The sequence below is a fragment of the Aeromonas sp. R3-1 genome (genome assembly GCF_040908345.1).
Taxonomy (GTDB): Bacteria; Pseudomonadota; Gammaproteobacteria; order Enterobacterales; family Aeromonadaceae; genus Aeromonas; species Aeromonas veronii.
In genome coordinates, this window is sequence record NZ_JBFODN010000259.1 from 1 (window position 1) to 19,609 (window position 19,609).

General features: G+C 57.9%; 20 protein-coding genes. 4 read left to right on the forward strand and 16 right to left on the reverse strand.

The window, feature by feature from the left end:
• The 3 genes from AB5Y85_RS17860 to prpB all read right to left on the reverse strand — a co-directional run.
• On the reverse strand, positions 1 to 379 hold a 379-nt coding region (locus tag AB5Y85_RS17860), incomplete at its 3' end, for an MmgE/PrpD family protein (RefSeq protein ID WP_368221894.1).
• A 10-nt stretch (positions 380 to 389) separates the two neighbouring features.
• Positions 390 to 1,517: a 2-methylcitrate synthase gene (gene prpC / locus AB5Y85_RS17865; RefSeq protein ID WP_257686935.1), complete on the reverse strand. Its 1,128-nt coding sequence runs from the start codon at positions 1,515 to 1,517 to the stop codon at positions 390 to 392.
• A 10-nt stretch (positions 1,518 to 1,527) separates the two neighbouring features.
• Positions 1,528 to 2,415, reverse strand: coding sequence for a methylisocitrate lyase (prpB, locus tag AB5Y85_RS17870; protein ID WP_257686998.1), 888 nt, complete (start codon positions 2,413 to 2,415; stop codon positions 1,528 to 1,530).
• Positions 2,416 to 2,562: 147 nt separating this feature from the next.
• On the opposite strand from prpB, the gene AB5Y85_RS17875 reads away from it, so the two are divergent.
• From AB5Y85_RS17875 to rsmF, 4 genes are all read left to right on the forward strand, one after another.
• Positions 2,563 to 3,189, forward strand: a complete 627-nt coding sequence (locus AB5Y85_RS17875; protein WP_257686934.1) for a paraquat-inducible protein A — start codon at positions 2,563 to 2,565, stop codon at positions 3,187 to 3,189.
• Positions 3,173 to 3,775: a paraquat-inducible protein A gene (locus tag AB5Y85_RS17880; protein ID WP_005333132.1), complete on the forward strand. Its 603-nt coding sequence runs from the start codon at positions 3,173 to 3,175 to the stop codon at positions 3,773 to 3,775. Before AB5Y85_RS17875 ends, AB5Y85_RS17880 begins: the two co-directional genes overlap by 17 nt.
• Before the next feature lie 55 nt (positions 3,776 to 3,830).
• A complete protein-coding gene (locus tag AB5Y85_RS17885; protein WP_257686933.1) occupies positions 3,831 to 6,383 on the forward strand; it encodes an MlaD family protein in 2,553 nt (850 codons plus the stop codon).
• Positions 6,384 to 6,527: 144 nt separating this feature from the next.
• Positions 6,528 to 7,958, forward strand: coding sequence for a 16S rRNA (cytosine(1407)-C(5))-methyltransferase RsmF (rsmF, locus tag AB5Y85_RS17890; RefSeq protein ID WP_257686932.1), 1,431 nt, complete (start codon positions 6,528 to 6,530; stop codon positions 7,956 to 7,958).
• Positions 7,959 to 8,184: 226 nt separating this feature from the next.
• Here the strand turns inward: rsmF and AB5Y85_RS17895 are convergent, their stop codons facing one another.
• The 13 genes from AB5Y85_RS17895 to plsX form a co-directional block, all read right to left on the reverse strand.
• Entirely contained in the window at positions 8,185 to 8,457 is a 273-nt protein-coding gene (locus AB5Y85_RS17895; RefSeq protein WP_128836626.1) for a RepB family protein, read from the reverse strand.
• A 175-nt stretch (positions 8,458 to 8,632) separates the two neighbouring features.
• Positions 8,633 to 9,574 (reverse strand): site-specific integrase, encoded by a 942-nt coding sequence (locus tag AB5Y85_RS17900; protein WP_254204480.1) that lies wholly within the window; start codon positions 9,572 to 9,574, stop codon positions 8,633 to 8,635.
• 366 nt (positions 9,575 to 9,940) lie between these two features.
• Positions 9,941 to 10,720 (reverse strand): TatD family hydrolase, encoded by a 780-nt coding sequence (locus AB5Y85_RS17905; protein WP_257686930.1) that lies wholly within the window; start codon positions 10,718 to 10,720, stop codon positions 9,941 to 9,943.
• A 25-nt stretch (positions 10,721 to 10,745) separates the two neighbouring features.
• Positions 10,746 to 11,693, reverse strand: a complete 948-nt coding sequence (gene holB / locus AB5Y85_RS17910; protein WP_257686929.1) for a DNA polymerase III subunit delta' — start codon at positions 11,691 to 11,693, stop codon at positions 10,746 to 10,748.
• Positions 11,678 to 12,319, reverse strand: coding sequence for a dTMP kinase (gene tmk, locus AB5Y85_RS17915; RefSeq protein ID WP_257686928.1), 642 nt, complete (start codon positions 12,317 to 12,319; stop codon positions 11,678 to 11,680). The genes holB and tmk overlap by 16 nt, the downstream gene beginning before the upstream one ends.
• The gene (gene mltG / locus AB5Y85_RS17920) at positions 12,319 to 13,320 is read right to left on the reverse strand and encodes an endolytic transglycosylase MltG (protein ID WP_257686927.1); all 1,002 of its coding nucleotides are present in this window, start codon (positions 13,318 to 13,320) and stop codon (positions 12,319 to 12,321) included. The genes tmk and mltG overlap by 1 nt, the downstream gene beginning before the upstream one ends.
• Entirely contained in the window at positions 13,310 to 14,116 is an 807-nt protein-coding gene (gene pabC, locus AB5Y85_RS17925; RefSeq protein ID WP_257686926.1) for an aminodeoxychorismate lyase, read from the reverse strand. Before pabC ends, mltG begins: the two co-directional genes overlap by 11 nt.
• 68 nt (positions 14,117 to 14,184) lie before the next feature.
• Positions 14,185 to 15,426, reverse strand: coding sequence for a beta-ketoacyl-ACP synthase II (gene fabF, locus AB5Y85_RS17930; protein WP_005360452.1), 1,242 nt, complete (start codon positions 15,424 to 15,426; stop codon positions 14,185 to 14,187).
• Between the two features lie 82 nt (positions 15,427 to 15,508).
• Positions 15,509 to 15,745, reverse strand: coding sequence for an acyl carrier protein (gene acpP / locus AB5Y85_RS17935; RefSeq protein WP_005300909.1), 237 nt, complete (start codon positions 15,743 to 15,745; stop codon positions 15,509 to 15,511).
• Positions 15,746 to 15,903: 158 nt separating this feature from the next.
• A complete protein-coding gene (fabG, locus tag AB5Y85_RS17940; RefSeq protein ID WP_257686925.1) occupies positions 15,904 to 16,638 on the reverse strand; it encodes a 3-oxoacyl-ACP reductase FabG in 735 nt (244 codons plus the stop codon).
• A 13-nt stretch (positions 16,639 to 16,651) separates the two neighbouring features.
• On the reverse strand, positions 16,652 to 17,587 hold the full coding sequence (gene fabD / locus AB5Y85_RS17945; protein WP_005333161.1) for an ACP S-malonyltransferase: 936 nt from the start codon (positions 17,585 to 17,587) through the stop codon (positions 16,652 to 16,654).
• Positions 17,588 to 17,658: 71 nt separating this feature from the next.
• Positions 17,659 to 18,618: a beta-ketoacyl-ACP synthase III gene (locus AB5Y85_RS17950; RefSeq protein WP_257686924.1), complete on the reverse strand. Its 960-nt coding sequence runs from the start codon at positions 18,616 to 18,618 to the stop codon at positions 17,659 to 17,661.
• A gap of 7 nt (positions 18,619 to 18,625) precedes the next feature.
• On the reverse strand, positions 18,626 to 19,609 hold a 984-nt coding region (gene plsX, locus AB5Y85_RS17955; protein ID WP_368221899.1), incomplete at its 5' end, for a phosphate acyltransferase PlsX.

The window sequence follows — 19,609 nt, forward strand, 5'->3', positions numbered from 1 at the left end:
AGTCGGCAGTGGCCAGAATGCCCCCCAGATTGTCGGATGGGTGACCCCACTCGGCAGCCAGCCAGGTGTCGTTGTAATCGAGCCAGCGGATGATGGCGCCGATATCCCAGGCCGCCTTGACCGGATCGAGGCAGAGCTGGGTACCGGGCACCCGGGCACCATGGGGCACGACGGTGCCCGGCACGATGGGGCCCAGGTGCTTGGTACACTCGGGGAAGCGCAGGGCCAGCAGGCCACAGCCCAGCGTATCCATCAGGCAGTAGCGGGCGGTGTCGAGGGCTGCCTCGCTGGTCATGGGGTGGTTGCAGACATAATCGGCAATATCGACCAGCACCTGATCGGGCTCGGGTCTGTGGTTGACGTCGACGTTGGCGGACATCGTGATTTCCTTATCGTTGTTGTAGAGAGACAAAGTGACGGGGGGCCGGGCCGACATAATCGGCGCTCGGGCGGATGATCCGGTTGTGCTCGCGCTGCTCCATCACGTGAGCGCACCAGCCGGTGACCCGCGAGCAGACGAAGATAGGCGTGAACAGCTTGGTCGGGATCCCCATGTAGTGATAGGCGCTGGCATGGAAGAAGTCGGCGTTGGGAAAGAGCTCTTTCTCCTCCCACATCACCTTCTCCGCCTCGCAGGAGACGCGATAGAGGCGATCATCACCCACCGCCTCGGCAAGCTTGGCCGACCACTCCTTGATGATGACGCTGCGCGGATCAGAAGTGCGGTAGATGGCGTGGCCAAAGCCCATGATCTTCTCCTTGGCCGCCAGCTTGGCCAGCAGTTCGCGCCTTGCCTGCGTTTCATCTTGCCAATCTTCGATCATCGCCATGGCCGCCTCGTTGGCTCCGCCGTGGAGCGGGCCGCGCAGGGTACCGATGGCGGCGGTGATACAGGAGAACATGTCGGAAAGGGTCGAGGCGCAAACCCGCGCCGCAAAGGTGGAGGCGTTGAACTCATGCTCGGCGTAGAGGATGAGCGAGACATGCATCACCCGCCGCTCCAGCTCGCTCGGTGCCTTCTGGTGGAGCAGCGCCAGAAAGTGGCCACCGATACACTCCTCGTCGCTGTCGAGGGCGATGCGAACTCCCTCGTGGCTGAACTTGTACCAGTAGATCAGAATGCCCGGGAAGGCAGCCAGCAGCCGATCCGCCACTTCATGCTCATGCTCGAAACCATCTTCCGGCTCCAGATCACCGAGCATGGAGCAGCCAGTGCGCAGCACATCCATGGGATGGGCATCGGCGGGAATGCGCTCCAGTACCTCCAATAGCGGCTGGGGCAAGGTGCGCAGGCGACGCAGCTCGCGCTTGTAGGCGTCAAGCTGCTGCTCACCGGGCAACTCCCCCTTGAGCAGCAGATAGGCGACCTCCTCGAACTGGGCGCTGTCGGCCAGCTCCTTGATGTCGTAACCGCGATAGGTAAGACCGGTGCCACTCTTGCCCACGGTGCAGATACTGGTCTCCCCTGCGCTTTGGCCGCGCAGACCGGCCCCGCCCAACGGTTTTTGCTGTCCCATAAGCTGCCTCCTATTCCTTGGCTGAAAACAGACGATCCAGTGTCTGCTCGTAGTGGTGATATCCGAGGAAGTCGTAGAGCGACTCCCGGGTCTGCATGGTCTCCACGACGGCGCGTTGATGGCCATCCTGGCGAATATGGTGATAGACGTTGAGGGCGGCCTGATTGGCGGCCCGGTTGGCACTCAAGGGATAGAGCACCATGTCGACCCCGTGGGCGGCCAGTTGCTCTTTGTCAAACAGCTCGGTTTTGCCGAACTCGGTCATGTTGGCGAGGATCGGCACTTTGGCCGCCTGCTTGAACTGGTCGTACTGGGCAAGCTCGGTCACCGCCTCGGCGAAGATCATGTCGGCACCGGCGGCCACATAGGCGGCAGTGCGTTCAAGAGCCGACTCCATCCCTTCCACCGCCAGTGCATCGGTGCGGGCCATGATGACGAAGTCGCTATTCTCGCGGGCATCCACTGCCGCCTTGATGCGATCGCACATCTCCTCCAGCGTGACCACCGCCTTGTTGGGGCGATGACCACAGCGCTTCTGAGTTACCTGATCTTCCATATGGACGGCGGCAACCCCGGCTCGCTCGAACGCGCGAATGGTGCGGGCGATATTAAACGCCCCCCCCCAGCCGGTATCGATATCGACCAACAGCGGCACACGGGTCGCAGCAGTTATCCGTTCGGCATCGATCAGCACGTCGTTGAGGGAGGTCATACCGAGATCCGGCAAGCCGTAGGAGGCATTGGCTACTCCGGCGCCGGAGAGATAGAGGGCTTGAAAACCGCTGCGCTCGGCCATCAGCGCCATATAGGCATTGATGGTGCCGACGATCTGTAGTGGCTTTTCGTTGGCAAGGGCGGTGCGAAAGCGCAGGCCTGCCGAGGGGGACAAACTGGACATCATGACTCCTTTCACCTGTCTAGTCTGGCTATCTAATATCACGTTTACGTTAACGTCAATTATACTTTCGTAACATTCCGGCTGCAGGCAAGACAGGAAACCGGTTTTAGGGTAAATTTCACCAATTCCTTCAACAGGTTGAATTGTATGATGGAGCCCGGTTCCGTAATTGTCTGTCCGGCGTGCGACTTGCTGATCCAGCGCAAAGCACTGCCGCTGCGTCGCCATGCCCACTGCCCGCGTTGTCACCAACATCTCTATGGCCGTTATGCCTTTCGTCCCTCCCAGTTGATGGCCCTGACCATCACCGGATTTCTGCTGCTGCCCTCCGCTTTTTTTGAACCGCTGATATATCTGCGGCTGGCTGGGGTCAACACCGACGCCGACCTGCTGCGCGGTATCCTGGTGCTGTTTGGCGAAGGTGAATGGTGGGTAGCCAGCCTGGTGCTCTGGTGCGCCGTGTTGGCGCCGGTGGGGTTATTGGCAGGGATCTTTGCGCTGGCTTCGGGTCTGGCAAAAAGTTGGCACATTCTTCCCGTCACCTTGAAGCTGGTCGAGGTGTTTCGCCACTGGGCCATGCTGGAGGTCTATATCGTCAGCCTGCTGGTTGCCCTGTTCAAACTGATCGACATCGCCGATGTGCGCCTCGGTGGCGGGTTGCTCAGCCTCGGTATTCTGATGCTGCTCAACATGACCCTGCTGATCCTGTTTGACCCCGCCCCCTACTGGGCGCGGATCCCGTTAAAGGAGCCGGAACATGACCAGCGCCCGTGAGATGGGACTCTGTCGCTGCCATACCTGTGGTTTGCTGGTGCGCTATCAAGCCGGGGCAGTCTGCCCCCGCTGCAGCAGCAAGTTGCAGGTGCGCATCCCCCGCTCCCTCGCCTGGTCGTGGGGCTTGCTGGCACTTGCCACCTTTATGTTGTTGCCTGCCAATCTGTTGCCCATTACCCATTTCTACAACAAGGGGTTGCTGCAGTCAGATACCATCTTCAGCGGTATCATGATGCTCTATCGCAGCAAAATGAGCGGGATTGCCACCATAGTCCTCACCGCCAGCATACTGGTGCCGGTGGGAAAAATATTGGGGCTGGGCTGGATCTGCTGGCAGTTGCAGCGGGCCAAACCGGTGCGGCGCAAGCGCCAGCTGGTGATGTATCGGGTGATCGATTTTATCGGTCGCTGGTCGATGCTGGACTTGTTCGTGATTTCGCTGATGGTGGCGCTGGTCGATCGGGGTGTGCTGCTGAGTGTCCGCGCAGGCCCGGGGGCCACCGCCTTTGCCGGTGTGGTGGTGCTGACCATGATGTCGGCCCGCATGCTCGATACCCGTTTACTGTGGGACAAGGCGGCCCGTTGATGATTTCTCTGTTTTTGTCTGATGTGCTGTTTAATCCAGCCAATAAGGAGTCACTATGATCGGGGCTGAACCCGTCATCGAAAAGCGCCGCTGGTTATCGCCGGTCTGGCTGTTACCCCTGATAGCCCTGCTGCTGGCGGGTGGCTTTCTCTATCAGCAGGTATTGAGCCGTGGCCAGCTTATCCAGATCAACTTCGCCCAGGGCAACGGCATCTTGCCGGGTAAAACCCAGGTTCGTTATCAGGGGGTGGCCATCGGTGTGGTGCAGGAGCTGGAGCTGGCTGAAGATGGCCGCAAGATTGCGGTGATGGCCAAGATTGACAGCCGTGCCAGACCGCTGATCCGCAAGGGATCCGACTTCTGGCTGGTGAGCCCCAAGGCGTCGCTCACCGAGATCTCTGGCCTCGATACCCTGGTCTCCGGCAACTACATCAACCTGCAACCGGGGCGTGAAAGCAATCCGCTGGAGGAGACCTTTGATGCACTGGAGGGCCCTCCCCCCGGCTATCAGGCTCAGGGGCGCATGCTGCACCTGACCGCCGATTCGCTGGGTTCGGTGGGGATTGGCGCCAAGCTCTATTTCCGCGGTATCGAGGTTGGCAGCGTCATCAATACGCGCCTGGGTCAAGACAACCAGAACGTCATTCTGGATTTGGTGATCGAGCCGCGTTTCGAGCATCTGATCAAAGCCGATACCCGCTTCTGGAACATTAGCGGCATCAAGGGTTCTTTCAGTCTGGCTGGCGTCAGCGTCGAGGCTGGCAGCCTCACCTCCATTCTGAGCGGCGGCATTGCCTTTGACTCGCCCAAAGAATCACCGGAGCCGGAGAAGGGACAGACTTTCGTCCTCTATAAAGGGCTTGCGGAAGCGGCGCGTGGCGAGCGTATCGACATTGCGGCTGGCAATCTTCCGGTCAAGGAGGGGATGCCCATCCTCTATGAGGGGATCGAGATCGGTCGCATCGACCCCATTCGTCTCACCGACAAAGGCCGGATGGTCACAGCGCTGATAAACCCGGAGCAGGCCTATCGCATTACCGACAAGAGCCAGCTGGTGTGGGAGAGCGTCTCCCTCTCCGCGACCGGTGTGCAGCATGCAGATCGCCTGCTCTCCGGCCCGGCCATTCGCCTCGACTATGTGGCGGGCAAACCGGTACAGAAGATGACCCTGACCGATCGCGCGCCCCAGAGCGGCACCAAGGTGACGCTGCAGGCTGACGATCTGGCAGGGCTCAATCAGGATGCACCTGTCTGGTACAAGGGATTGCAGGTGGGCCGTATCAGCCAGCTCACCCTGGATGCGCGCGGCAATGCCAGCATTGAGCTGGTGATGGCGCCGAACTATGGCCATCTGCTCAACCGTGCCCGCTTCTATCGCGCCGCCCCGTTGCAGATCGATGCCGATCTGAGCGGCATCAAGGTAGAAACCAGTCCGGCCAGTGCCTGGTTGGGGGGCGGGATCAAGCTGGTACAAGCCAGGAGTGGCGAGCGGATTAACCGTCTCTACCCCAGTCAGGAGTTGGCACTGCTCGGCACCCGTGATGCCAAGCCGCAGCGCTGGTTGCTCAAAGCAGATCAAGCCGATGGCATTGGCATTGGCTCGCCTGTGCTCTATCTGGGGCTGGAAGCGGGCAAGGTCAAACAGCTGCGCGCCGCCAAAGAGGGGGTCGAGATCGAGCTAGAAATTGATGGCGTCTATGCTCCCCTCCTCGCCCAGCAACCCCAGTTCTGGAAAAAACCGGCCATCGACACCAAGGTGCGGGTCGATGGTGTGCAGGTCAAGGTGGGCAACCTCGGTACCTTGCTGCGCGGTGCCATCGAGTTCGATCGGTTGGCCAATGGCCGCAGCAGTCATCAACTGTTCGATTCCAGGGAGCAAGCCAAGGCCAAGGTGCGCCAGCTGTCACTGGTGGCAGAGAGCAATCCGGGGCTCGGGATTGGCAGCCCGATCCGCTATCGTGGTGTCGATATCGGCAAAATTGAAGAGATCGAGCTGGAGCCGTCACTGGGTCAGGTGATCTTCAAGGCGGAACTCGATGGCCACTACGCCGAGCGTTTCCTGCAGTCCGGCGCCCGCTTTACTCTGGTGCAGGCCAAGCTGGGGCTGGGCGGTGTCGCTCACCTCGATACCCTGATCAAGGGGGCGTTTGTAGAAGCACAACCCGGTAAAGGCGCTGGCAAAGATCGTTTCCCTTTGAGTCAGACCGGTCCTCTGGGTCTGGCCCTGACCCTCAAGAGCCCCTCCGTCAATGGCCTGAGCGTCGGCAGTCCGCTGCTGTTTCGCAAGATGGTGGTGGGCAGTGTCACCAAGGTGGCGCTGGCTCGGGATGGCAGCGAGGTGGTGATCGACGTGAACGTAGATCAGGAGTATGCCCATCTGGTGCGGGCCAACTCCCGTTTCTGGAATGTCTCCGGGGTCAAGGCGGATATCGGGCTGACCGGCGGCACTATCGAAGTTGAGACGGTGCAGAGCCTGCTGGCCGGCGGCATTGCTTTCAATACGCCGGAGAGAGAGATGGGTCCAACCGTCAAGGCTGGCCACAGCTATCCGCTCTATGGCAAGGCCGAGAAAGAGTGGCTGGAGTGGAGTCCGCGTATCCAGCCCTGATCTCTTCCCTTTGTATCTCATCCAAGCCCGGCACAGTGCCGGGCTTTTTTATATTCCGGTGCCTGTTGATAGGGTTCAGATTCAGAATATTCTTAGCCTTGTGGTAGGATATCGCCCCTCTTTTTCGGTCAACGAGACGGCACAGTGCACGACAACACCTTCCTTCCCGATTACTTTTTACGTCACATTGCGGCCATCATGCCGGCCCATCTCTCGATGGATGAGTTTGTGGCCAGTTGTCGACGTCCGCTGCGCCGCAGCATTCGGGTCAATACCTTGAAGATCGCCGTCTCGGATTTCGTCGCCCAGATGGAGCCACTGGGTTGGCAGCTCGACCCTGTGCCCTGGTGTGATACCGGCTTCTGGCTGACCCGCAGCGATGAAACCGTCCCCCTTGGCAACACCGCCGAGCACTTGAGCGGGCTCTTCTACATTCAGGAAGCGAGCTCCATGCTGCCGGTGACGGCGCTCTTTGCCAGCGACAAGATCAAAGCGGATGGCATGTTGCTGGATGCGGCGGCGGCCCCCGGCTCCAAGACCACCCAGATCGCGGCTCTGATGAACAATCAGGGAATGCTGGTTGCCAACGAGTTTTCCAGCAGCCGGTTGAAAGTGCTTAGCGCCAATATCCAGCGCTGCGGCGTGACCAATGTGGGGATGACCCATTTTGATGCCAAGGTATTTGGCCAGTGGTTGCCGGAGACCTTCGACGCCATCCTGCTCGATGCCCCCTGCTCCGGTGAAGGTACGGTGCGCAAGGATGAAAATGCGCTGCGCAACTGGAGTATCGAGAGCATCGACGAGATCGCGGCGGTGCAGCAGGGGCTGCTGGAGAGTGCCTTCCATGCCTTGAAACCGGGTGGCGTACTGGTCTACTCCACCTGTACCTTGAGTGAACAGGAGAATCAGGCGGTCTGCCAATCCCTGCTGGACAAGTTTGGCGATGCCTTGAGTTTTGACTCGCTGGCAGACCTGTTCCCCCATGCAGAGCAGGCCTGTACATACGAAGGATACCTGCACGTTTGGCCCCAGATCTTCGACAGTGAAGGCTTTTTTGTCGCCAGATTGAGCAAGCATCACTCTGTGCCCAACACCATGTTCAAGCCTGGCAAGCTGGGTAAATTCCCTTTTGCGCCGCTTCCTGCCAAAGAGGCGGAACCCATGTTGCGCGAGATCGAAGCCAACTTCGGGGTGGCACCGCAGGGTCAGCTGTTTGGCCGCAATGACGAGATCTGGCTCTTCCCCCAGCAGTTTGATCAGGTGCAGGGCAAGTTGCGTTTCGATCGCATCGGCATCAAGTTGGCCGAGACCTTCAAGAAAGGCTATCGCCTCACTCATGAGTGGGCACTGGCCTATGGCGATAAAGCGAGCAAGGGCGTGGTCGAGCTGGATAGCGCCAATGCGCGGGAATTCATGATGGGGCGGGATGTCTGGCCAGAACAGGATGCTGGCGCTGGCGAGGTGATCGTCCGCTATCAGGGGCATACCCTGGGCATGGGGAAATGGGTAGGGAGTCGAGTCAAGAATGCCCTCCCCCGCGAGCTGGTGCGTGACACCAATCTGTTCAATGCGTAGTGGGCCGCTCGGTGCATAAGCACTTGAACGAGCCTGAAATACCCACACTCTGGTTGAACTTTTCTTCGGATCTTGAAAAGCCTTGAGCCTTGTCTAAGCTTAAGGCAATCCGAACACCAGTTAGCGCACGGCTCTGCAAGGAGCCAATTCCCCTATGCCAGGTACAAGGAATTCGTACCTGGCTTTTTTTATCTCTTCACGTATCGCTGTTACTTCACTCTTGTGTCTATCCAACAGTCTCTTCGACCTGTATGGCGACTCTGTTTTCAAACGGAGGTTCTCTACCCAGCTCATGTTGGTAGAGCAGATCGATCGCCTGCTCGATAAGTGATGCCTGACTGTCTTCGAGATGAAGACCCAGAGCGGCCAATCGCTCGGCGTGGCGATTGCTGATCCAGCATTGCAGCCGGGTATGGGTCTCCTGCTTGCGTTTTACATGTTGGCGCTGCCGCTCGGCATTGTTTTGGGGCCCCGCCTCTTGCTCTTCACGCACTGTCATTTCTTGGCTCTCATATGTCCTTGCGATATTACGTTTCCGAGTTTGTTATCTCTCATCACATGCCATTATCCATTGGAAGATGCCCCTTCCACCTTGGGCTGCTGGCTGCACGGCAAATATATCATCAGATCAACAAGATATCATTTAACATAAAAAATGAAGTGACGCAGTTGTGTCAAAGCAAGCCATCAAGGGCATGATCGGAGAATTTATGGGCATCATCGAAGTACTCCTGCAGGGTTCGCATATCCTTGTGGCGAGTGACTTCAATGATCTTGTTCATCGGTTTGCCGGCTGTTACCGCCGAGGTGATAAAACCGCGCCGCAGGCTATGGCCACTGACGTAGAGATCGTCTATGGTTTGGCCTGTTCGCCGCTTGATCATCAGATTGATGCCCTGGGGGCCGAGTGGCTCGGCCATCAGTTGGCCCCAGCGGTTCATGCGCCGAAACAGCGGCCCCTCGCTGATCCGGCTTTTGTGTAGCCATTTTTGCAGTGCCGACACGGGGCAATAGTGTTTGCCCGGGATAAGGGCTATCTCGGTTTCATGGAGCTGATGCTTGCTCGGTTTGAGGCGAAGGCGGATCCCCTGCCCCACAAAATCGAGATCGCTCACCTCAATTCGGGCTGCTTCCGAGCGGCGCAAGGCGCCACTGAACATCAAGAGCAGCAGGGTGTGATCACGCAAGCCAGCCAGATCACCGGTGTCGATGCCATCAAGCACCTGGGTCAATGGTTGCAGCGTCAGGGCGCCGGTTTTGCGTTTACGGTTATCCCCCAACCTGACAATACCGCGCATCATCTCCTTGATTTCGGGATGTTCGGTGGGCATGGGGTGAATGCCTTTCTGCTTGAAGGCATAACGGATCCCCGCCAGCCGTCTCACCAGGGTTGCCGGTTTTCGAGGCTCGCCATTACGCAGTTCCCCCTTCCCCTCCTCTTTATCCAACCATATCCAGTCGGCCAATACGCCGTCGGCCTGATCAGCGAGAAAATTCATGATGTCGTGATGGGTCGTCTGTAGCGGATCCAGCCCGTGCAATTGGCACCAGAAGACAAAAATACGGGTATCCGCCTGATAGGCATTGAGGGTGGAATCCGCTTTTGCACTGCGCAAAAAGCGTCGTGCTCGACTATTTAGCTGGGCATCGAAAATAGTCTGCAGTGACTGATGAGCTGGATTGGACAAGGTTGGATATGCCACGGAACTCTATGATTCATATGAAGTTTGAGAGGATCTTACAGGATCCTTCCCATACATCAAGTATCGATAATGAATATTATCGATACTTATAGCCTGATGTTTTAATACCCTTCAACCACGGTGAAAAAACGAAACATCGGAATATCATTCACCCAGTTTTGTGTGGATGAACGAGTTGAATGGGTGGGTGAGAGATAACGTTGTGCTAGGTTGATTTTCAGGTGGGTAATCAGCTTGGTATTTGAAATATAAAAAGCCCCGAGCAACGGGGCTTCTGTGTTATTTTTTCGCCAGTTTGAATAGTTCAAAGAAATTCCGGCTGGTGGCTTCTGCCAATTCATCAAGCGGAATATGACGCAGATCAGCAATAAACTGCGCAACGTCTCGCACAAAGGCAGGTTCGTTCTCCCTCCCCCGATGCGGCACGGGGGCAAGATAGGGCGAGTCGGTCTCGACCAGCAATCTGTCGAGGGGCAGAGCCTTGACCACCTCTTGCAGGGCGGACGCATTTTTGAAGGTGGCGATCCCGGAGATGGAGATATAGAACCCCATCGCCATTGCTGCTTCTGCCATTTCGAGGGATTCGGTGAAGCAGTGCAGCACACCGCCAACCTGATCAGCACCCTCTTCACGCATGATCTGCAAGGTATCTTGCTGGGCATCGCGGGTATGGATGATCAGCGGCTTGTTCAGCGCGCGAGCAACACGGATATGTTCGCGGAAAGAGGCTTGCTGAACGTCCTTGTTCTCGGGCGAGTAAAAGTAATCGAGACCGGTCTCACCGATGGCCACCACACGTGGATCGGCAGCTTGCTTGAGCAGCAACTCGGCATCGACACCGGGTTCCTGATTGAGCGGGTGTACCCCGCAGGAGGCAAATACCTGGGGATAGGGAGCGATCGCCTCGAGCATGGTCGGGAACTGTGCCTGAGTCACACTGACACAGAGAAAATATCCCACGTCCAGTTTCGCGGCCTTTGCCAGTACATCAGCCATGCTGGTCTGCTTGCTGCCATAGCTGAGGCGATCGAGATGACAGTGGGAATCAACGAGTAACATATAAAACCTTTCTGCTTGTCGGTACTTATAACCAGCGACTGAGCCAGTTCATCAGATGGATGGTGGGATTGGAGAGCTGACCCGGCTGGCATGCCGCTTTCAGGGCAACCAGATCTTGTTCTGCCTCCAGCAGTTTTTCGCTGGAGTGCTGCTCCGCCAACCGTTGACTCAAGATTGCCAAGTCCGGCATCGCCAGCTGATGGTGACCACATCCGGCCTGGGTTTTCAGGGCATCGCACAAGAAGAGCTGCAACCAGTGCAACCTGACCTGCGTCTCCTGACCAAGCTGGCTGCACAGTGCCGTCGCCTTGACCGGACTTTGACTCAGGGCGACAAACTGTTCCAGCAATTCGCGGCGAGTACCGTCCTGTTGCTGCTCGATATAGTCGAGTACCCGCAGCGGAGCCCCTTGACAGATCCGCACCTGAGCCAGAGTGGCCTGATGACCCTGCTCGGCCAACCAGCGTACTGTTTCCCCTTCCACAGGCAACTGACAGACATGTTTGTGACAGCGACTGAGAATGGTTGGAAGCAGCCGGGACACCTGGGAGGCAATCAGCAACAGCAAGCTGTCACCAGCCGGCTCTTCCAGGGTTTTCAACAGGGCATTGGCTGCCGATTCGGTCATCCGCTCCGCATCAGGAATGATCACCACCTTGCCACGGCCGAGCTGGGCAGAGCCCTGCAGCCGGGTGCAGATCTCGCGAATGGCCTCGACCCCGATGGTCTTGCTGTCGCGAGTTATGGTGCCGAGATCCGGGTGGTTGCCCTTGTCAAACAGCTGGCAAGAGTGGCAGTGGCCGCATGGCTCTCCGCGATCCGGTTGCTGGCAAAGGTGCAAACGCGCCAGCCGCTCGGCCAGTTGCTCCTTGCCAAGACCGGGATCGCCCAGCAACAACCAGGCGTGGCCGAGACGACCGGACTGGGCCGTCTGGCTCAGGGCATGCCAGTCGGGGATCAGCCAGGGATACATAGCGGCTCGTTCGACAGATAGTGATCCAATGCACGCTCGATGGCAACTTTGACCTGTTCCGGCGTTTGCGCCGCATCGATCACCACAATGGAATCATCCTTGGCGGCCAGTTCGAGATAACGAGTTCGGGTACGCTCGAAGAAGCTCAGTTGCTCCAGTTCGATGCGATCCAGCTCGCCGCGATGGCGAGCACGCTGCAAGCCAAGGGCAGGATCGATATCGAGATAGAGGGTGAGATCAGGCTTGAAGTTGCCGAGCACTGCCTGCTTGATGGCTCCGATAAGCTGGGCATCGATACCACGGCCGCCACCCTGATAGGCCTGGGAGGAGAGATCGTGGCGATCCCCCACCACCCAGACACCGTCGGCCAGTGCGGGTTTGATGCGGGTCTCCACCAGTTGTACCCGGGAGGCATACATCAGCAGCAGTTCCGCCTCGATGGTGAGGCGCTCGTCGTGCACCTCTTTGACGATGGCCCGCATCCGCTCGGCCAGCGGCGTACCACCCGGCTCGCGAGTGCACTCGATCCGGTTGATGCCGTGGCGCTGCAGATAGTCGGTCACATAACGCACGGCCGAGCTCTTCCCTGCCCCTTCCAATCCTTCGATCACAATAAATTTAGACATTAAGGTTTCTTCAATATGTATTCGCGAACCGCCCGATTGTGTTCATCGAGGGTCTTGGAGAAATAGTGGGCACCGCCCCCCTTGGCGACAAAGTAGAGATAGTCGGTCGACTTGGGGTTAAGCGCAGCTTCGATGGAGGCCTTGCCCGGCATGGCGATGGGCGTGGGCGGCAGACCGTCGATCACATAAGTGTTGTAGGGATTCTTGTCGGTCAGATCACTGCGGCGAATGTTGCCGTCGTAGCGATCCTTCACCCCGTAAATGACGGTGGGATCAGTCTGCAACTTCATGCCCAGACGCAGACGGTTGACGAATACGGAGGCGATCTGCGCCCGCTCGTCCGGCTGGCCGGTCTCTTTCTCGATAATGGAGGCCATGATCAACGCCTCATAGGGGGTCTTGTAAGGCAGGTTGGCCTGACGTTTTTCCCAGCTCTGCTGCAGGAAGGTCTCCATATCCTGATGGGCACGGCGCAAGATCGAGAGATCGCTGGCATGGGTGGTATAGGCGTAGGTTTCCGGCAGGAACCACCCCTCCAGCTTGCCATTCTCGATGCCGAGCTCCTGCGCCAGGTCGGCTTCGGATTGCTCGATGGTCAATCGCTCAAGATATGGGGCGCTGGAGAGTTGCTTCTGCCAATCCTCGAAACGGGAACCTTCGACGAAGGTGAGACTGAAGTGAAACTCCTTGCCCGATGCGAACAGAGAGAGGGTCTCCTTGAGAGGGGCCCCTTCCTTGATTTCATAGGTGCCCGATTTGATGGCCACCAGTTCGGGATGGCTGCGCAGCCAGAGCCGCACCGCCCAGGGGCTGGCTTCCCCCTCCCCCAGTTCGGCGATGAGGCGCGCCGCATGGGCGCCCTTCTCCACCGTAAAGAGCCGGGTCGGCCCCTTGTTGGTGAGCGTTTCTACCTGTTGCCATTTGTAATGTACATAGCCCCCGGCAGCGGCTACCGTCAGTGCCGCCCCCGCGAGCAGGGTGTAAAGCCGATTAAACTTCAATGACCAAACGCTCCTGTAAACGGCGACTCAATACCGCTGGGGGATAATGGATATCCTCGATGCCATTGACCGGCACGATCCCCATCAGGGTATTGGTGAGCCACACCTCTTCCGCCTGCCATAGTGACTCCAGCGGAGCCTCTACCACACGCAACTCAATACTCATCTGTTTCAGCATCGCCATCACCTGGCGGCGCATGATGCCATCGACACCACCGCGGGCGAGATCGGGCGTAAACACCGTCTTGCCCCGACGCCAAAACAGATTGGCACTGACCCCTTCAATGAGAAAACCGCGACTGTTAAGCACTATCCCTTCGACTGCATTTCGACTGACAAGTTCGCTTTTCAGCAATACCTGCTCCAGACGATTCAAAGTTTTAAGCCCGGCCAGCATGGGCGCATCGCCGATCCGCTGGCGGCACACCACTATCTCGATCCCCTCCTGTTGCCACTGGCCATAGTGAGTGGGAAATGACGCCAGAGTGACAATCCGGGTTGTGTGCTGACATACGCTGCCATCATAGCCCCGCCCCCCTTCGCCGCGGGTCAGGATCACCTTGGCCACGCATTGTGGCTGCTCGGCCACCATCTCTTCAACCTCCCGGGTCAAGAGATCCCAGTCCGGTTCAACCAATCCCAACCGGTTGTTCGCCTGCTGCAACCGTGCCAGATGGGCAGGCCACTGCAACACGCGCCCCTCCCTGACCGCCATGGTGGTGAAATGACCGTCACCATAAGCCAGCCCCCGATCATAGGCCGAGATCGTATCAAGCTTCATGCCATTGATAAGCAAAGGGATCCCTCCGATAAAAAAGGCCCGATACCGGCAGTATCGGGCCTGTGTCTTTGCCCTGCGGCAAATTATACGCGTTTGAAGATCAGTGAGCCATTGGTGCCGCCAAAACCAAACGAGTTGGAAAGGGCGTACTCGAAGCTACCTGGCTTGGCCACATGGGGTACCAGATCCAGATCGCACTCATCATCCGGGTTATCCAGGTTGATGGTGGGCGGAGCCACCTGATCACGCAGGGCCAACACAGTGATGATCGCCTCGATGGCACCGGCGGCGCCCAACAGGTGACCGGTCATGGACTTGGTGGAGCTGACCATCAGGGATTTGGCGTGCTCACCAAACACCGACTTCATGCCACGCAGCTCGGCCACATCACCCAGCGGGGTGGAGGTACCGTGCGCGTTAATGTAACCAATCTGCTCGGGGGCAATGCCGGCATCCTTGATTGCATTTTTCATGGCGCGAGCACCACCGTTGCCATCTGCAGGAGGCGCAGTCATGTGGTACGCGTCACCGCTCATGCCAAAACCGACCAGCTCGGCGTAGATCTTGGCGCCACGGGCCTTGGCGTGTTCGTACTCTTCCAGCACCAGTACCCCGGCACCGTCACCCAGCACGAAACCGTCGCGATCTTTATCCCACGGACGGCTCGCTTTTTGCGGCTCGTCGTTGCGGTTGGAGAGTGCCTTGGCGGCAGCAAAACCACCCATCCCCATCGCGGTGGAGGCTTTCTCGGCACCGCCAGCGACCATCACGTCGGCATCACCGTAAGCAATCATCCGGCCCGCCATGCCGATGGCATGTGTACCCGTGGTACAGGCGGTAGTCACGGCGATGTTCGGCCCTTGCAGACCTTTCATGATGGAAAGATGACCGGACACCATATTGATGATGGTGGACGGAACGAAGAAGGGACTGATCTTGCGCGGGCCGCCATTGACCAAGCTTTCGTGGTTCTGTTCAATCAGACCCAGACCGCCGATACCGGAGCCAATCGCCACGCCGACACGTTCGGCATTCTCTTCATTGATGGTCAGGCCGGAATCATCCAGCGCCTGCATACCGGCCGCGATGCCGTATTGAATGAAGAGATCCATCTTGCGAGCGTCTTTACGGTTGATACCGTACTGCTCGGGATCGAAATCCTTGACCAGACCTGCGAAGCGGGTTGCAAACTCGCTGGCATCAAAGTGTTCGATAAGGGAAATGCCGCTCTGCCCGTTGAGCAGTGCTTGCCAGCTGGATTCGGCAGTGTTACCCACCGGGGAAAGCATCCCCAAGCCGGTCACCACGACTCTGCGTTTTGACACTGAGGTAGTCTCCGAGAGGTGTTTTGAAAAGGAACAAATACAAAAGAAGCGGCCCTTGGGCCGCTTCTTTCAGAACAGGAACTTATTCCTGATTAGCGGTGATGTAGTCGATAGCCGCTTGAACAGTGGTGATCTTCTCGGCTTCTTCATCAGGAATTTCGGTATCGAATTCTTCTTCCAGCGCCATTACCAGTTCAACGGTATCCAAAGAGTCAGCGCCCAGGTCGTCGACGAAGGAGGCAGCGTTCTTAACGTCTTCCTCTTTAACACCCAGTTGTTCGATGATGATTTTCTTTACGCGTTCTTCGATGTTGCTCATGACCTGAATTTTCCTTTAAAAATACGCTATTTGCGTCTGGTTGGGGTAGTTTATTCAATTGACGTGAGTTTGCAAGTAGCTTGCCGCTGGTCAAACCACGAAATGTGCCAAACTTCGGCGTACTATCGCAAATTTGAACAGATCTTACGACAAATTGATTACACCATGTACATCCCGCCATTAACATGCAGGGTTTCGCCGGTGATATAGGCTGCTTCATCAGAAGCCAAGAATACCACAGCTGCGGCAATTTCTTTTGGATCACCCAAACGGGCGGCAGGCACCTGACTCATGATGCCGGCACGTTGATCGTCATTCAGGGCACGGGTCATGTCGGTTTCGATGAAACCGGGAGCAACCGCGTTCACTGTGATACCACGGGATGCCACTTCCCGCGCCAACGATTTGGTAAAACCAACCAGACCGGCCTTGGCGGCAGCATAGTTGACCTGACCGGCATTGCCCATGGTTCCCACCACGGAGCCAATGCTGATGATGCGACCATGACGTTTCTTCATCATGGCACGCAACACCGGTTTGCTCAGACGGTAAAGCGAGGTCAGATTGGTATCGATGATCTCGTTCCACTCGTCATCTTTCATCCGCATCAACAGGTTGTCACGGGTGATACCCGCGTTGTTGATCAGGATGTCGATGTCGCCAAAGCGCGCCTTGATGGCGGCGAAGACGGCTTCGATGGATTCCTGGCTGGTCACGTTCAGTGCCATGCCGCAACCATTGTCACCCAGATAGGCGCTGATCGCCTCGGCACCGCCCTCGCTGGTCGCAGTACCGACCACTTTCGCGCCACGGGCCACGAATGTTTCGGCAATCGCACGGCCGATGCCACGACTGGCACCGGTCACCAACACAACCTTATCGGTAAAGCTCATCACTTGCTCCTGTTTACTTGATCTGGGCCAGCGCCTGCTCGAAAGAGGCGGCATCGTTGGCGTGAATGCCTTCCACGCGCTTGTCGATGCGCTTGGCGAGCCCGGTCAACACTTTGCCCGGTCCCATCTCGATCTCGAGGGTAACCCCCTCGTTGGCCATCCGCTCGACAGTCTCGGTCCAACGAACCGGGCTGAACAGCTGACGTACCAGCGCTTGCTTGATGGCGGCCGGATCCTGTTCACAGGATACGTCGACATTATTGATGACTGCGATGGTTGGAACCTTGATCTCGATCCCGTCCAACGCAGCTGCCAGTTTTTCTGCGGCAGGTTTCATCAGCGCACAGTGAGACGGCACGGAGACCGGCAACGGCAGTGCACGTTTGGCGCCCGACTCTTTCATCAGCACGTTGGCGCGCTCAACGGCCTCTTTGTGACCGGCGATAACCACCTGGCCCGGGGAGTTGAAGTTGACCGGAGAGACCACCTGCCCTTGTGCCGCTTTTTCGCAGTTGGCGGCGATGGATTCGTTATCCAGACCGATGATGGCCGCCATGGCCCCGGTGCCTTCCGGTACCGCTTCTTGCATGGCCAGACCACGCAGCTCGACCAGTTTGACCGCATCGGCAAAATCGAGTGCGCCGCTGCAAACCAGCGCGGAGTACTCACCCAGGCTGTGACCCGCCATCATGGCAGGAGTTGCCCCACCCTGCTGTTGCCACAGGCGCCACAGGGCGACAGAGGCAGTCAGCAGTGCAGGCTGGGTGCGCCAGGTTTTGTTCAGATCTTCAACCGGACCATCCATCACCAGGGCAAACAGGTCATAACCCAGCACCTGACTCGCCTCGGCGAAGGTCTCCTTGATCACGGCATGTTGTTCGGCCAGCTCGGCCAGCATGCCAACGGACTGGGAACCTTGTCCCGGGAAGGCAATGGCAAATTGGGTCATCATTGATTCCTTTTAGATAAGACAAAAATGAAATCGGTGACGGGATGATGGGCGCACCATCCCGCCGAAGATCAGAGGCGAACCAGCGCCGAGCCCCAGGCAAAACCGCCGCCGAAGGCCTCCAGCAGTACCAGCTGACCCGGTTTGATCCGGCCATCCCGCACCCCTTCGTCAAAGGCGACCGGAACGGAAGCGGCAGAGGTATTGCCGTGCTTGTCGAGGGTCAGCACCACTTTATCGAGGCTCATACCCAACTTCTTGGCTGTGGCGCTGATGATGCGGAAGTTGGCCTGATGCGGCACCAGCCAATCCAGCTCGCTCGGCTCGATACCGGCAGCGGCCAACGTTTCGGTTACGATCTCGCTCAGACGGGTGACCGCGACCTTGAACACATCGTTGCCCTTCATATACATGTAGGCTTCGAGCTCGGCACCCGGCATGCCGCGACGGGGATGAGGCAGCTTGAGCAGTTCGCCATAACGGCCATCGGCATGGAGATGAGTAGAGAGGATGCCCGGCGTCTCGCTGGCACCGACAATCACAGCCCCTGCCCCATCACCAAACAGGATGATGGTGCCGCGATCTTGCGGATCGCACATGCGGGAGAGCACATCGGCCCCGACGACCAGCACATGGCGGGCTGCGCCGGATTTGACGAACTGATCGGCAATGGAGAGTGCGTAGGTGAAGCCTGCGCAAGCAGCAGCCACGTCAAAGGCAGGAATGCCCGGAACGCCGAGCAGCCCCTGCAGCTCGCAGGCGGCAGCCGGGAAGGCATTTTCAGCACTGGTAGTGGCCAGCACTATCATATCGAGATCGGCAGCGGTCAAGCCAGCTGCATCCAGGGCACGCTGGGCGGCCTGGTAAGAGAGGGTGGCAACGGTTTCGTCAGCCCCGGCAATACGGCGCTCACGGATACCGGTGCGTTCCACGATCCACTCATCACTGGTCTCAACCATCTGCTCGAGATCGGCGTTGGTACGCACTGAACTCGGCAGGTAGCTGCCAGTACCCAGAATTTTGCTATGCATAGAGTTCTTATAGATCCCTGTCAGAGAAGACAGCTTCAAGGCGATCTGCTATTTGCAGTGGAAGTTGATGTTTGGCCTCTTGTGCGGCCAGCAGGATCGCATTACACAGAGCGCGCCGTTCGGCCCGCCCATGACTTTTTACCACAATGCCGCGCAATCCTAACAGACTTGCCCCGTTATACTGGTCGGGGTTCAGGTAAGAAAAACGCCGTTTGAACATAAATCCGGCGATCCGGCCAAGAAAAGAGCGTTTCTTGCGGGGATATCCGGCCAGCTGGGCCATCATCCGCACCACCCCTTCTGCCGTCTTGAGGGCGACATTGCCGACAAAACCGTCACAGACAATCACGTCGCTGTCGCCGCTGAAGATGCGATCCCCTTCGACGAACCCGACATAATTGAGCGCAGGACATTGACGCAACAATTCGGCGCTGTGGCGTACCAGATCGTTACCCTTGATCTCCTCCTCGCCGATGTTGAGCAAGGCAACACGAGGTGACGCAATGCCTTCGACCTTTTCGGCCACGACAGAGCCCATCACCGCAAACTGCAGCAAGGTATCCGCATCGCAACTGACGTTGGCGCCGAGATCCAGCATCACGGTGCGTTTGCCACTCAATGTTGGCAACGCCTTGATGAGGGCGGGTCTGTCTACCCCGGGTAGGGATTTGAGCACGCACTTGGCCATCGCCATCAACGCACCTGTATTGCCGGCACTGACGCAGGCATCGGCCTCACCGGCTTTCACCAGATTGAGTACCACCCGCATGGAGGAGTCTTTTAGAGTACGCAGCGCCACGATCGGTTTATCGCCCATGCCAACTACCTGGGATGCATGTACGAAACGAACGCGGGGATGATTCAGCAAGCCATGTTGCTGCAGCAGAGAAGAGGTCTGGTGCTGGTCGCCAACCAGGATCAGTTTTAGCTGGGGTAAAAGAGACAGTGCCTGCACGGCGGCAGGCACTGTTTCCGAGGGGCCAATATCTCC